This window comes from Commensalibacter sp. W6292M3 (assembly GCF_016101315.1).
GTDB classification, from domain to species: domain Bacteria; phylum Pseudomonadota; class Alphaproteobacteria; order Acetobacterales; family Acetobacteraceae; genus Commensalibacter; species Commensalibacter melissae.
Window position 1 is genome coordinate 87,323 of sequence record NZ_JACFQT010000002.1, and the last position, 14,164, is coordinate 101,486.

The 14,164-nt window shown below is 40.1% G+C and carries 12 protein-coding genes; 4 read left to right on the top strand and 8 right to left on the bottom strand.

All coding sequences use genetic code 11. The features are described 5' to 3' along the window. Window positions 1-56 precede the first annotated feature (56 nt). Both rpsO and truB read right to left on the bottom strand, forming a co-directional pair. A complete protein-coding gene (gene rpsO, locus H3T57_RS05965; protein WP_110439101.1) occupies window positions 57-326 on the bottom strand; it encodes a 30S ribosomal protein S15 in 270 nt (89 codons plus the stop codon). Between the two features lie 19 nt (window positions 327-345). Continuing rightward, the gene (gene truB, locus H3T57_RS05970; protein ID WP_198193544.1) at window positions 346-1,272 is read right to left on the bottom strand and encodes a tRNA pseudouridine(55) synthase TruB; all 927 of its coding nucleotides are present in this window, start codon (window positions 1,270-1,272) and stop codon (window positions 346-348) included. Between the two features lie 219 nt (window positions 1,273-1,491). Here truB and H3T57_RS05975 point away from each other — a divergent pair, with 219 nt between their 5' ends. From H3T57_RS05975 to H3T57_RS05990, 4 genes are read left to right on the top strand one after another with little or no spacing between them, the layout of a single operon-like run. After that, a complete protein-coding gene (locus tag H3T57_RS05975; RefSeq protein WP_155572337.1) occupies window positions 1,492-2,631 on the top strand; it encodes an ABC transporter permease in 1,140 nt (379 codons plus the stop codon). A 3-nt stretch (window positions 2,632-2,634) separates the two neighbouring features. Next, entirely contained in the window at window positions 2,635-3,426 is a 792-nt protein-coding gene (locus tag H3T57_RS05980) for an ABC transporter ATP-binding protein (protein WP_155566040.1), read from the top strand. Continuing rightward, window positions 3,423-4,373 (top strand): MlaD family protein, encoded by a 951-nt coding sequence (locus H3T57_RS05985; protein ID WP_122124116.1) that lies wholly within the window; start codon window positions 3,423-3,425, stop codon window positions 4,371-4,373. The genes H3T57_RS05980 and H3T57_RS05985 overlap by 4 nt, the downstream gene beginning before the upstream one ends. Then, on the top strand, window positions 4,370-4,963 hold the full coding sequence (locus H3T57_RS05990) for a membrane integrity-associated transporter subunit PqiC (protein ID WP_198193545.1): 594 nt from the start codon (window positions 4,370-4,372) through the stop codon (window positions 4,961-4,963). Before H3T57_RS05985 ends, H3T57_RS05990 begins: the two co-directional genes overlap by 4 nt. A 5-nt stretch (window positions 4,964-4,968) precedes the next feature. Here the strand turns inward: H3T57_RS05990 and rbfA are convergent, their stop codons facing one another. The 6 genes from rbfA to acnA form a co-directional block, all read right to left on the bottom strand. Beyond that, window positions 4,969-5,394: a 30S ribosome-binding factor RbfA gene (gene rbfA / locus H3T57_RS05995; protein ID WP_198193546.1), complete on the bottom strand. Its 426-nt coding sequence runs from the start codon at window positions 5,392-5,394 to the stop codon at window positions 4,969-4,971. Beyond that, a complete protein-coding gene (infB, locus tag H3T57_RS06000; RefSeq protein WP_198193547.1) occupies window positions 5,394-8,213 on the bottom strand; it encodes a translation initiation factor IF-2 in 2,820 nt (939 codons plus the stop codon). The genes rbfA and infB overlap by 1 nt, the downstream gene beginning before the upstream one ends. Window positions 8,214-8,272: 59 nt before the next feature. Then, window positions 8,273-8,857, bottom strand: coding sequence for an RNA-binding protein (locus tag H3T57_RS06005; RefSeq protein WP_198193548.1), 585 nt, complete (start codon window positions 8,855-8,857; stop codon window positions 8,273-8,275). Between the two features lie 92 nt (window positions 8,858-8,949). Then, on the bottom strand, window positions 8,950-10,479 hold the full coding sequence (nusA, locus tag H3T57_RS06010; protein WP_155566044.1) for a transcription termination factor NusA: 1,530 nt from the start codon (window positions 10,477-10,479) through the stop codon (window positions 8,950-8,952). A gap of 61 nt (window positions 10,480-10,540) precedes the next feature. Further along, window positions 10,541-11,005, bottom strand: a complete 465-nt coding sequence (gene rimP, locus H3T57_RS06015) for a ribosome maturation factor RimP (protein ID WP_230882797.1) — start codon at window positions 11,003-11,005, stop codon at window positions 10,541-10,543. 291 nt (window positions 11,006-11,296) lie between these two features. Then, window positions 11,297-13,981: an aconitate hydratase AcnA gene (gene acnA / locus H3T57_RS06020; protein ID WP_155569683.1), complete on the bottom strand. Its 2,685-nt coding sequence runs from the start codon at window positions 13,979-13,981 to the stop codon at window positions 11,297-11,299. Window positions 13,982-14,164: the final 183 nt, after the last annotated feature.

The following is a 14,164-nucleotide window of genomic DNA, read 5'->3' on the forward strand; positions in this document are numbered from 1 at the left end:
ATATTCTTAATTTATAAAATAAAGACTGGTTTAATAGATAAACCAGTCTTTATTTTTTAACGACGCAAACCTAAACGCTTGATCAGGTTTTCATAACGGCTTTTATTAACCCGACTGATGTAGGCCAGCAAACGACGACGTTGACCAACCAATTTCAATAACCCACGCCGGGAATGAAAATCCTTGGCGTGTTCTTTCATATGTTCAGTTAAATTATTAATTCTTTCTGTTAACAAAGCAATCTGAACCTCAGGAGACCCTGTATCATTTTCTTTGGTTTGGTATTCTTTAATTAGCTGGGTACGACGATCCGGTGTAATCGACATCGTATATCCTTTCATCAATTTAAATATTAAAAATACGAACAGGACGCAGCCATTTATTGTTTAAATGGCACAATCCTATAAAATGCTCCTTTTTCATTGCACGAACAATGCCATCATATGAATTCACATCCAGTGCAAAACGATTCCGTATCTCGGTCAGATCAATAGATTTGCCAAAATTCAGGGATTCAGCCTCCTCTTCAGTCATAGCTAGAGCCGGGATGTCGTCCAGCGCAGTTTGAACGGGAAGAAGCATATCTAAAGAAACAATTCCTTTTTTGCCATTTTCAACGAATTTGTCCAGTAAAAAAGCATTTGCAATATCAAATGGACCCACGCGAAGGCGGCGTAATTCAGAAACATAACCAACTGTATTACAGGCAACCGCCAAATCCCTGGCTAAAGAACGCATATAAACGCCTTTACCAGAAACAACTTCAAACTTTGCACGATCTTTATCAATCCGTTCTATCATTCGAAAAGAATCAATACGTGCCAACCGTTCTTTTAGTTGAGGTTTTTCCCCTTGACGTGCTAAGTCATAAGAACGTCTACCTTGCACCTTTACCGCTGAGTAAATAGGAGGCACCTGATATATTTCTCCTTGAAAGGACTGTAAAGCCTTATTGATTTGTTCATCACCCGGTCTGAACTCTGAATGGTCAAGAACCTCACCTTCAGCATCATCCGTTGTACGAGATTCTCCAAAAGTAAGTTCAAAATGATAAACTTTTGTCTTATCCATAATGTAAGGGATTGTTTTGGTTGCCTGGCCAAAAGCGATGGGTAACAACCCTGTCGCCAATGGATCCAAGGTACCACTATGCCCTACCTTACAGGCATTAAAAACATATTTCACCCTATTTACAACGTAAGCAGATGTCACATTTAATGGTTTATCAACAAGAAGCCATCCATCCAACTTCTGTTTACGTTTTGTATGCATCAATCAATCAAAAATCCTAATTCTCTGAAAAGTAACTTTTATATTACCAATACTTCTCTTTTTTACATAGTTACTTTTTACAAAAAAAACCATATTATATAAAAAATTAAAATGATAATAAATTCACCTACATTTCATATAAGTATATAATGTTTTATATATTTACCTTTTTAGTATAATTTTATGAAATAAAATTATTCAACATTATTCAGACAAAGCATGAGCGATATAAATTCAGATCAGCAGCCTCAGTGGAAACTAGAGCAGCAAGAAAATCATTATGTTATTTCCTTAAGTGGGCAATGGTTAGCAAAAAACAATAACATTCCCCGATTTTCTCCAAAAAATCTAGAAAGGATCCCTGCTCATCAAACGCTTTATTTTGATGCTAGAAATCTTAAAAACTGGGATAGTGGATTGATTGTCTTTCTTTGGGATATCAAATGTCAGGCCACCAAACATTCCATAAAATTCTCTGACAAGGATCTGCCTGCTTCCGCACAAGAACTTCTTTCCCTCTTGCATGAAAGCAAAGATGAGGGACCTGTTAAACATTCATCTCCCTTTCGTCCGTTATATATGATTGGTGAATGGACTATCAACGGACTGACCAATCTTGGCATAACTGTCCAGATGCTTAAGGAAGTTATTATTGGTATTTTAAAATCCCTCACCGGCCGTTCTTACATGCGAATTGTGGATTTGATTTCTGATGTCCAGAACGCTGGTCCGTCTGCCCTCTTAATCATCAGTGTTGTTAATTTTCTAGTCGGGGCAATTCTTGGTTTTGTCGGTGCAGTACAATTACGCAGGTTTGCAGCTGACGCTTATGTGGCAAACTTGGTCAGCATTGCAACTGTTCGGGAAATGGCTGCCGTCATGAGTGCTATTGTTATTTCAGGCCGAACAGGTGGGGCCTATGCAGCCCGTATTTCAACAATGCAGGGAAATGAGGAAATTGATGCGTTAAAAGTCATGGGTGTTTCCGTTATGGAATATCTTATTCTTCCATCAATGCTCTCACTTGTAATCACCATGCCGATTTTATATCTTTATGGCTGTTTTATGGGAATTCTTGGCGGATTGATTGTTTCCATTTTCATGTTAAAAGTTTCAATCATAGGATTTTTACAACAAAGTTTCGGAGCGGTTGCTTTCAACCAATTTGTGTTTGGTGGTCTCAAAACCATTTCATTTGCAATATTTATAGGGGTAAGCAGCTGTTACATCGGGTTAAAATCAGGACGAAGTGCGGTTGATGTCGGCTTGGCTGCGACCAAAGCTGTGGTTACTGGCATTGTAGGGGTGATCGCTATTGATGCCATATTTGCCGTTATTGCTGATATGATTGGAATATAAATAATGAGTAACCAATCCAGCAATATACTTCTATCCGTTAAAAATCTCACCATTGGTTACGGTACAAAGGTTATCCAGAAAAACATTAATTTTGACGTTAAGCAAGGCAGCATTTTTGCCCTAATGGGTGGTAGTGGATGTGGAAAAAGTACACTTCTTAAATCCATGATAGGGCTTTTAGAACCAATAGCGGGTGATTATCTTGTCAAGAATGAAAATTACTGGAGAGTTTCGAGAAAACATCGCATAAAAATCGCGCATAATTTTGGTATTTTGTTTCAAAATGCTGCTCTATGGAGCTCTATGACAGTAGGTGAAAATGTTGCGCTTCCATTGCAACTTTTTACCAACCTTTCTCCAGAAATGATTCATCGATTGGTAGAATTAAAACTGGGGCTGGTTGGAATGGAATATGCCATTAACCTGTATCCCTCCGAATTAAGCGGAGGAATGAGAAAACGGTGTGGCTTGGCTAGAGCTCTTGCCCTTGATCCAGAAATCCTATTTTTTGATGAACCCTCAGCCGGACTTGATCCCATCACTTCTAAGAGACTTGATGATTTAATTCTCACCTTACGAAATGGATTGGGAAGCACAATCATCATAGTCAGTCACGAATTATCAAGTTTATTTACAATTGCAGATGATGGTATATTCCTTGACGCGGAATCAAAGACACCCCTTGCCCATGGTTCACCACAAGAAATGCACGATCATCCATCCTGTCAATTGGTATACGATTTTATGCATAGACAACGTTATGAAAATGCAGAAGAGAAAGAAGAACAAAGATGACCATTAATAAACAAACCACAATCGGGGCTTTTGTATTGGGAGGAATAATTCTTGCTCTTTGTGCTGTTATTTTTTTCAGTAATTTTAATCTTTTTTCAAAAAAAGAGCATGCCATAATCGTTTTTCCAAGCTCAATATCAGGATTATCCATTGGAGCGCCTGTTACGTTCAGAGGAGTGCAGGTAGGAACCGTTGATTCCATTAATCTCCAATTCGATCAAGGCAGTCACAAAGCCTATATCCCTGTAGTAATCAATATTGATCCCAGAAAAATCCGCATAGGATATAAATATAATAATTTTAAAAAACTATTGGAAAAAATGATAGAAAATGGACTTTGTGCAGAAATTAGCACAGAAAGTTTCGTTACCGGTACGTCCAATATTTTTCTTGATTTTGATTTGCAGAATGCCCCTCACTTTCATCCTGTGATTGCAAAAAATCTTACAGAAATACCTTCCCGTCCCTCTACGTTTCAAAAAATCAAATCCGAATTAATGAATCTACAACTTGAACAACTTTCCAGAAACCTAAATGACACTGCACAAAAAATAGGACAACTTGCCGAAACTTTAAACAAACAAACTCCTGATCTTATTAATAGCGTCAAGAAAACATCAGATAGTACAAATATTCTGGTGACTCATATCAACAAAAACATAGATGGTTTATTGAAGAACTTTAATAAATTGCTTGTTGATGGAGATGTCCAACTTCGTTCACGCGGAAAAGAGCTTCACATTTTATTAAACAATTCAAACAAAGCCGTGTCATCAGCATCAGAAATGATTGATAATGTGAAAACGCTTACCTCATCCCGTTCACCTTCACGAAACAATCTTGAAATTATCCTGAAGAACCTTGCTGATGCTTCCACTTCACTTCGAGGATTTTCGCGGGAAATAGAACGTAATCCTAAATTATTACTGATTGGTCGAAAACAATGAATAAATTCATCGCTTTATCCTCATTAATTACCTTATTTATTCTCGGGGGATGCAGTGCTCCCCCTCTTAAATATTACACTTTCAATGAAAATATTATAAATCAGTCGACAAACAAAATTACACAATATTCTGAAACTTCCCCCACTATTATCATTACACCGATCACAGTACCGGATTACCTTGACACAACCGATATTGTTACCCGAGAAAACAGCAGTCTCCATCATAGTGTCAACGGAAGAATGAGTAGCGTTTTATCCGTTGCCGTAACCGATTATGTTACACATTTGCTATCCATAAAAAATCCAACTCTATTCATAACCAATCAAAGACAGGTTGGTATGCCAACAAGTCAGATCCTGATCAATATCAGCCACTTGGATGTACAAAATCTGGGGAATCAAAATGGCTCAGCAATCTTGGAAGCTGATTGGTCCATTATTCCTAGAAATGAACATCTACCCATCAACAAACAAAAAGGAACCTTTTTTGCATCGGGTTCCATTGCTTCTGACAGTGATGTGATCAAAATAGAACAGGCTCTATTAATCCAACTGGTTAATCAAATCAGTAAAAATCCTTTGTACTAACTTGATTATTGATTTTCTTTTTCAAGGTCTCTCAAAACTTCCGGACTATTCAGCACTGCATCAATCTTAGCTGCATAGTCCAAAGTTGTATCAGGCTGAAATCTCAAATCAGGTAAAAATTTAAGTCTAATTTTTTGTGACAACTGATTTCTCAAATAAGGTGCAACTCGTTTTAATGCAGGTAAAAAATCCCCTACATCACTTTTCCCTAAGTGAGAAATATATACAATTGCATGACGCAAATCAGGCGTCATGCGCACTTCCGTTATTGTAAATTTCTGTCCCTGAAGTTCAGGCACACGAAATTCGATCCGGATGAATAAATCTGCCAAAATATGCCTGATTTCTTCAGCAACGCGCAATTGCCGTTGAGAAGGGCCTTTTGAATCCTTTTTCAAAAAATCCTTCCCAGTTACTATAAATTTATCCATCAAGTCTGTACTGTTTCAATTTCATAACATTCAACAACGTCTCCCTCTCGCAAGTCATTGTATCCTGCAAAAGAAAGTCCACATTCATAATCATGTGCCACTTCTTTGACATCATCCTTGAAACGTTTAAGCTGGCTTAAATTACCCTGATGAATAACAACATTGTCACGCAACAACCGAACACCGCAACCTCGACGAACCACACCCTGTGTTACGTAACATCCTGCAACCTTACCAGTTTTACTGATGGTAAAGACTTTACGAATTTCTGCATAACCCAAGAATTTCTCACGCTGTTTTGGTGCAATACGTCCTTTAATAATCTGTTCAATATCATCAACCACCTGATAAATAATTGAATAATAATGAATATCAACACCTTCATGCTGTGCAAGTTCTCTAGCCTGCGTTGTTGCCCTTACATTAAAGGCGATAATGATAGCCTGTGATGCTTTGGCAAGTTGAACATCACTTTCCGTAATCTGACCAACTGTTGCGGATAAAACGCGAACTTTAATTTCCTCATGTTCGAGTTTCTGAACTGTTGCCTGAATAGCCTCAGCAGATCCCTGAACATCAGCCTTGATTAAGACAGCAATTTCTTTTTGCTCATTTGCTTGAATACGCGCAAGCATCTGATCCAAGGTTCCACGTGCAGCCATTCTAACCGCCGCCTGTTTTTCACGAGCCTTACGTTGCCTAAATTCAGAAATTTCACGAGCTTTACTTTCATTATCCACAACAACAAAAGGCTCACCAGCACGAGGTACACCCGTTAAACCCAAAAGCTCTACGGGTGTGGAAGGTCCAGCTTTTTTCATATTCTTGCTTTTATCATCCAGCATCGCACGAACACGACCCCATTCAGAACCAGCGACAATAACATCTCCTTTATTCAAGGTTCCTTTCTGAACCAATAAAGTCGCAACAGGTCCACGTCCCTTGTCCAAACGGCTTTCAATAACAGCACCCTCTGCCACTCTATTCGGGTTTGCTTTTAATTCCAACAATTCAGCCAGCAAAATGATTGCTTCTTCCAGTTTGTCCAAGCCGATATGTTTTTTAGCCGAAACTTCAACATCCTGAGTATCACCCCCCATTTTCTCAACGACGATTTCATGATTCAAAAGCTCCTGTCTTACACGGTCAGGATTGGCTCCAGGTAAATCACATTTATTAATGGCGACAATAATTGGAACATTTGCAGCTTTAGCATGTTTAATTGCCTCAATTGTCTGAGGCATGACCCCATCATCCGCAGCAACAACAAGCACCACGATATCCGTCACTGACGCTCCCCTGGAACGCATCGCCGTGAATGCCTCATGACCAGGCGTATCTAAAAAGGTGATTTTAGCACCTGACTGCATTCTAACCTGATAGGCGCCAATATGCTGGGTAATCCCACCAGCCTCCTTATGCGCAATATCCGTTGTCCGCAGAGCATCCAGCAAAGAGGTTTTACCATGATCAACATGTCCCATCACTGCTACAACAGGTGGACGGGGCAATTTATCCTCATCCTTATCCTCTACACCTTCAATACCAAGTTCAACATCACTATCGGCAACCCTATGCACACGATGACCAAATTCCTCGATAATCAATTCGGCCGTGTCTGCATCCAATGACTGATTAACTGTTGCCATCACACCCATTTTCATCAGGGCTTTAATAACGACTCCTTGGCGTGCCGCCATACGATTGGCAAGTTCTTGTACGGTAATTGTTTCTGGAAGAGTGACATCACGAACAACCTTTACCTGATCCGTACGTAGTTTCTCCAACTCTGCTTGACGGCGTTCACGTTCTCTTTGACGACGTACCGAAGCCAATGAACGAACTTTATTATCATCCTCGCCCTCAATCGCTGCCTGAATATCTATTTTACCAGAACGTCGACCATCCCCCTTGCCTCGACTACTGCTTTTACGATTTACACCGCTTCCACGACGGGACGAACCACGGCGACCTTCCCCTTCATCAGAATCCATATCATCCTGAACATTAATCCTACGTGAAGATTCAACAGATTTCTTATTTATTTTTCCGTCTTTTTCAGATGTTTTGACATTGAGAACAGATTCACTTGAATTTTTTACTGAGATTTTACCAGAAACGGATTCTCCATTCTTAACAGACTCACTCACCACAGGTTTTTCAGGCAAAATAGCCCTTTTTGCCAAAGGTTCCACAGGAACAGGTTCTGGTGCCAAGGTAATTTCACCAGGAATAGGAACCTTGGAAACCTTGACCCGACGTAATGGAGGTTCAGATGCAGTTTTCGTTTTTTTGGATTTTATAGTTTTTTTAGATTCTTCTTCTGTCTCAGATACAGCAATTTTTTCCTGCTCAACAGTTTCCTTGCCTTCTTCCTGCGCAGCCTTTTCAGCCTCTGCCTGTGCCTTGGCTAGAACTTTCTCTTCTTCCTGTTTTTTACGTAATCTCTCCGCTTCTGAAAGAATAGATATTTTTTCCTGTTCTTGACGTTCAAGATTTTTACGCTGCTGTTCAAGCTTTTGTTCTTCCAGAACACGCTGTCTGATGGCTAATTCTGCAGCTGTCAAGGAGCGTTTACTCGAACCAGCAGATGCTTTTTTTGCCGCAGGTTTACGGACACTATTAACCTGTTTTTCCTTACTGCCAGGCGCACTACGCTTTTTACGTACTTCAACCTGGACAACCTTGCTGCGTCCATGGCTAAAACTTTGCCTAATAGATCCGGCATCGACAGTCTGCCCCACGTCCCTTTTTACTGATGAACGTAAAGATAAACGTTTTTTACCCTGTCCTTGTTCTTGATCGTTGCCTTCGCTCATATACCTGCCTGTTCTTAAATCCATTTTCGATGGGTTGACTTATTCCATCGATTTATACCCTAATTTATTATTCCTGATAACCGTTTATTATCAAAAAGAATTTGTTTTACAAACGGTCCCCTGTAAATTGCTGCATGAACTATATATTCTCGACCAAAAATCATTCCCAATTCTTTTGCCGTAAAAACTGCCATGACAGGTAAAAGACCCGTTCCTGATAATATACGCTTTTTTTCTTCTTCACTACCATCTATAGCCTGTATAATCAATCCAGCAATATTCTGAGAAATCTTTTCTCTTACTTTTACAAAACCGTAAGTAATCTGTCCAGCACGTCTTGCAAAACCAAATGTATCCTTAATTTTATTCCGCAAACCATCCCTAATTATTGACACCAAATTTTCCGGAACCGTAACCTGACATTGCATTGCACGTGAGAACGAATGCATTTCTATCGCCTTATGTATGATATTTTTATCGGCTTTCAACCACATCCCTCTTCCAGGAAGCCGTTCTGTCAAATCTGGAACAATATATCCATCTGGCGACAAAACAAAACGAATTAAATTTTCAGGATCATCTCTTTCCCTTGTAACCACACAGAAACGTTGACGATTCGCCGAGCTATCAGGACTTTTATTCATTAGCGTAAACTATTCAAAATTAAAAGAAAATAATAAATCAAAATGATTAGGCCTCCCATGAAGCCTAATCATTTAAATATCATTATCAAATTTTATTCTTTATCTTGACTTTCCTCGCCTCCCTCTTCTTCAAACCAATGTTCTCTGGCCTGCATAATAATTGCATTGGCTGTTTCTTCATCAATTGCATCTGCACCAAGAATCTCGATCAGTTCATCACTGGCAAGGTCAGCTAAATCATCGAGCGTTTTCACCCCTTTTTCACCCAATAAGATCAACATTTGTTGTGTAAAGCAATCAAGTTCCACAAGCTCATCCGAAACCCCAAGAGCCTGCCTTTTCTCATCCAGAGAACGATGTTGTTTTTCCAAACATTCTTCTGCCCTCTGGACAAGCTCTTGCGCGATATTTGCATCAAAACCTTCAATTTCAGCCAATTCCTGGGGATCGGCAAAAGCAAGCTCCTCAATAGTATGAAAACCTTCTGTAACCAACAGGCCGGCAATCACATCATCAACATCCAGCTCTTCGGCAAAAATAGCGGATCTGCGACGGAATTCTTCTTGTCTACGATCTGATTCTTCTGTTTCGGTCAGAATATCAATGTCCCATCGTGTCAATTGACTGGCCAAACGAACATTTTGTCCACGACGTCCAATAGCTAAACTCAATTGATCATCTGGAACCACAACCTCCACACGCCCAGCTTCCTCATCCATGACAACTTTTGTAACTTCCGCCGGTGCCAAGGCATTCACGACAAAGGTGGCCGCCTGACCGCTCCAAGGAATGATATCAATTTTTTCCCCTTGCAATTCCTGTACTACAGCTTGTACACGAGACCCCCTGACTCCAACACAAGCACCAACAGGATCAATGGTACTGTCTTTTGAAATAACAGCCATTTTCGCTCGGGAACCCGGATCTCTGGCGACTGCCTTAATCTCGATAATACCATCATAGATTTCAGGCACTTCCTGTGCAAACAATTTCGCCAAAAATGCGGGGTGCGTCCTAGATAAAAAGATCTGTGGACCACGTGGCTCCTTACGGACATCACAAATATAGGCTCTTACACGCTCTGAATTCCGAAAGTTTTCTCTTGGAATCAATTCATCACGCCTTAACAAAGCTTCGACACTGCCAATTTCCACCAACAGATTGCCATATTCAGTTCGTTTCACTGTTCCATTCACAATTTCACCAATACGGTCCTTGAAATCCTCATATTGACGATTCCGTTCACATTCACGAACACGTTGCACGATAACCTGCTTTGCAGTCTGTGCAGCGATACGGCCAAAATCTATGGGTGGCAATGGATCAATAAGATATTCACCAATCTTAATATCAGGCTGTATCTTGAGCGCAATTTTATATGGAATTTGTGAAGCCTCATTTTCAACTTCCTCCACGACTTCTGTCCATCGGGAAAGGCGCACCTCTCCCGTCTTACGATCAATTATCGCACGAATGTCTTTTTCATGACCATATTTAGCGCGTCCAGCCTTTTGAATGGCCTGTTCCATCGCTTCGAGAATCTCTTCCCGGCTAATGGCTTTTTCACGTGCAACAGCATCAGCAACCAATAACAATTCAGGACGAGCAACAGACGTATCCATTTTAACCTCACAATCTATTATACCAGATTAAACCGGTTTTGATTTTATTTTCACTTATACTTTATTCAGTTTCCGACCCAGATAAAGCATTGACCATATGACTGCATGCATCAATTAAAGAATCAGTCAGCACCAATTTAGCCTTGCGTATTTCTGACAAAGGCAATTCAATTTCAGAACCTGTATCTAAACGCATACGCGCATTCTGTTCATCCGCTCCCAGGGCAATCCCGGAAAACCGTCTTCTGCCTTCAATTGGAATCATCATTTCCACTTTGGCAAGATGACCCGCAAAACGGTTCCAATCTTTTACGCGCACCAAGGGACGATCGATTCCGGCGGAGGAAACCTCCAATGTCCAGGCACCTTCCATAGGATCATGAACATCCATTACAGCACTTACAGCGTGACTGATCTGTTCACAATCCTCAACATTAATCAGACTACCATCAGCCCGATCCACCATAATCTGTAAGGTCAAAGCTTGTTTGCCCAACAAAGCCACTCTAACCAACTCATATCCCATATCAATCAAAATGGGTTCAATCAAAGCGATAACACGTTGTTCAATACGTACATCAGAAATATTTTCTACGGATTCCAAAATAAAAAAGGCGGCCGACTAAGGCCACCCCCCACATCTAACGGAAGACAATTTTGTATTAATTTAACAATCTTATAAATGCTTTACAAGTAACAAATCCAAATATTTATAATTCCATGATAATGACACGTTATGTTTGGATATATTACAAATGAAAAGTGACCTGTTTAACAAATAAACAGGTCACTTACACTTTAAAACAGATTTTAAGACTTAGGCCATTAGTCTGAGAACATAAGGCAAAATGCCACCATTACGATAATATTCCACCTCTTCTTGTGTATCAACACGACAGATCACAGGAATATCCTGATGTGAACCATCATTGCGAGTTATTCTCATAATCATTTTTTGACGCGGTTTTAAAGTTTCGATACCCAAAATATCGATTTTTTCATCACCCTTCAATCCCAACGTTTTACGTGTTGTACCCTCCTCAAATAAGAGTGGCAATACACCCATTCCAACAAGATTAGAACGATGAATACGTTCAAAACTTTCAGCAATAACGGCTTTTACTCCCAACAACGTCGTACCTTTTGCCGCCCAGTCACGGGAGGAACCCATTCCGTATTCTTTACCGCCAAAAACAACCAATGGTGTATTTTCTTTTTGGTATTCCATGGCAACATCATAGATTGCCCCTTCCTTACCATCAGGATAATGCTTGCTATATCCACCTTCAACTCCTGGAACCATTTCATTACGAATACGGATATTGGCAAAAGTGCCACGCATCATGACCTCATGATTACCACGACGTGAACCATACGAGTTAAAGTCCTCCACCCTAACTCCATGTTCAGTCAAATATCTGCCAGCAGGGGAATCTTTACGAATGGAACCAGCTGGAGATATATGATCTGTTGTAACATTATCCCCTAATAACGCCAATATTCTTGCCCCTTTAATATCATGACGGGCTTCAGGATGCCGCTTCATTCCTTCAAAATAGGGAGGATTACGAACATAGGTTGATTTTGAATCCCAATCATAAGTCTGAGATCCAGTTGCCACAGCCAATCTCTGCCATTCAACCGTACCTTTACTGATATTATCATATCCCTTACGGAATTCTTCACGCGTAATCGCTGCTGCCATTACCTCTTTGATTTCCTCTGTTGAAGGCCAAATATCATGTAGATAAATTTCCTTACCATCCTTGGAAACACCAATAGGATCCTTTGTAATATCCTTACGCAAGGTTCCCAATAAAGCATAAGCGACTACCAACGGTGGACTTGCCAGATAGTTTGCGCGAACGTTTGGAGAAATACGTCCCTCAAAGTTACGGTTTCCCGAAAGAACCGCTGTTGCCACCAAATTGTTATTTTCGATAGTGTCAACAATTTCTGGTGCCAGAGGACCAGAATTTCCGATACAGGTTGTACAACCATATCCAACAATATTGAATCCAAGCGCATCAAGAGATGGAATTAACCCGGCCTTTTCTAAATATTCAGTAACAACTTTTGAACCAGGTGCAAGAGACGTTTTAACCCAAGGCTTCCGCTTCAATCCCAAAGCATGTGCTTTTTTTGCCAATAAACCAGCAGCAATCATCACTTCCGTATTAGAGGTATTGGTGCATGAAGTAATTGCCGCAATTACAACTGAACCATGTTCGAGTTTAAAATCTTTACCGGCAACAACACAAGCGACATCTTGATCTTTACCTTCAACATGGAATCCTGAAGACAGCTCTTTGACGAATGCAGAGGTTGCATCGCTGAGGCTGATACGATCTTGTGGACGACGAGGACCTGAAATAGAGGGAACAACATTACCAATATCCAGTTCCAAAGTATCAGTAAATTCTGGTTCTTCCGCATTCGCTTCACGGAACATACCCTGTGCTTTAAGGTAAGCTTCCACCAACTTAATCTGATGATCGTCACGACCGGTTAATTTGAGGTAATCCAAAGCTTGCTGGTCAACCGGGAAGAACCCACATGTTGCGCCATATTCAGGTGCCATATTTGCAATTGTAGCCCGTGTATAAAGTGGTAAATGATCCAAAGCCGGACCATAAAATTCAACAAACTTGCCAACAACACCCTTCTTACGTAACATCTGTGTAATTGTCAGAACAAGATCTGTTGCAGTTACACCCTTTGCCAATTTTCCTGTTAACCGGAAGCCGATAACATCCGGTATTAACATTGTAATCGGTTGCCCCAACATGGCTGCTTCAGCTTCGATACCTCCAACACCCCAGCCAAGAACACCCAATCCGTTGACCATTGTTGTATGGGAATCTGTTCCAAAAAGAGTGTCTGGATAGGCATAGGTTTTTCCATCTTCATCACGAAGCCAAACAACCTTGGCAATATGTTCCAAATTAACCTGATGACAAATTCCAGTATCAGGTGGAACAACGGAAAAGCCCTTGAACGCTTCTTGTCCCCAACGAAGGAAAGCATACCGCTCAGCGTTTCGTTCAAATTCAAGCGTTATATTTTCTTTCAGTGCCGCATCAGATCCAAATTTATCGACCATTACAGAATGATCAATCACCAGATTTACCGGAATTAGTGGATTAACCTTTTGTGGATCACCTTTTAACTGGGTCATTCCTTCACGCATGGCAGCCAAATCGACAACAGCTGGAACCCCTGTAAAATCCTGCATCAAAATACGGGAAGGACGAAAAGGCACTTCGGACTGGCTATGATGATTCTTTTGCCATTCTATAATTGCCTTGGCATTGTCTACCGTAAAAGATTGACCATTTTCAAAGCGTAAAACATTTTCCAGCAATACTTTTAAGGTATTTGGTAAACGACGAAAATTACCCAATTTTTTCTCTGCTTCAACCAGTGAAAAATAATGATAGGTTTTTCCATCGACTTCCAACGTTTTACATGTTTTTAAATTATCCTGACCAATCAGTTTCATAATGATATCCTTAAATTATGTCGTTAGATAATCGTGTATAAACAACATTTTATATTTGTTATCTCGCCAATTACACTATACTTATTATATCTTGAATATCATAAAAGCAATTATTCATGGGCTTTTACAATTTCACTAAACAGTGTACTTTTGTAACTTAAAATCATTTTTGAAACCCTTTTC

What these genes read in the sequence shown, in the direction of transcription:
- acnA (WP_155569683.1), bottom strand. Translation starts at nt 13,981, where the DNA reads ATGAAACTGATTGGTCAGGATAATTTAAAAACATGTAAAACGTTGGAA.
- H3T57_RS05985 (WP_122124116.1), top strand. Translation starts at nt 3,423, where the DNA reads ATGACCATTAATAAACAAACCACAATCGGGGCTTTTGTATTGGGAGGA.
- H3T57_RS06005 (WP_198193548.1), bottom strand. Translation starts at nt 8,857, where the DNA reads ATGAATAAAAGTCCTGATAGCTCGGCGAATCGTCAACGTTTCTGTGTG.
- rpsO (WP_110439101.1), bottom strand. Translation starts at nt 326, where the DNA reads ATGTCGATTACACCGGATCGTCGTACCCAGCTAATTAAAGAATACCAA.
- truB (WP_198193544.1), bottom strand. Translation starts at nt 1,272, where the DNA reads ATGCATACAAAACGTAAACAGAAGTTGGATGGATGGCTTCTTGTTGAT.
- rimP (WP_230882797.1), bottom strand. Translation starts at nt 11,005, where the DNA reads ATGGGATATGAGTTGGTTAGAGTGGCTTTGTTGGGCAAACAAGCTTTG.
- rbfA (WP_198193546.1), bottom strand. Translation starts at nt 5,394, where the DNA reads ATGGATAAATTTATAGTAACTGGGAAGGATTTTTTGAAAAAGGATTCA.
- H3T57_RS05975 (WP_155572337.1), top strand. Translation starts at nt 1,492, where the DNA reads ATGAGCGATATAAATTCAGATCAGCAGCCTCAGTGGAAACTAGAGCAG.
- infB (WP_198193547.1), bottom strand. Translation starts at nt 8,213, where the DNA reads ATGAGCGAAGGCAACGATCAAGAACAAGGACAGGGTAAAAAACGTTTA.
- H3T57_RS05990 (WP_198193545.1), top strand. Translation starts at nt 4,370, where the DNA reads ATGAATAAATTCATCGCTTTATCCTCATTAATTACCTTATTTATTCTC.
- H3T57_RS05980 (WP_155566040.1), top strand. Translation starts at nt 2,635, where the DNA reads ATGAGTAACCAATCCAGCAATATACTTCTATCCGTTAAAAATCTCACC.
- nusA (WP_155566044.1), bottom strand. Translation starts at nt 10,479, where the DNA reads ATGGATACGTCTGTTGCTCGTCCTGAATTGTTATTGGTTGCTGATGCT.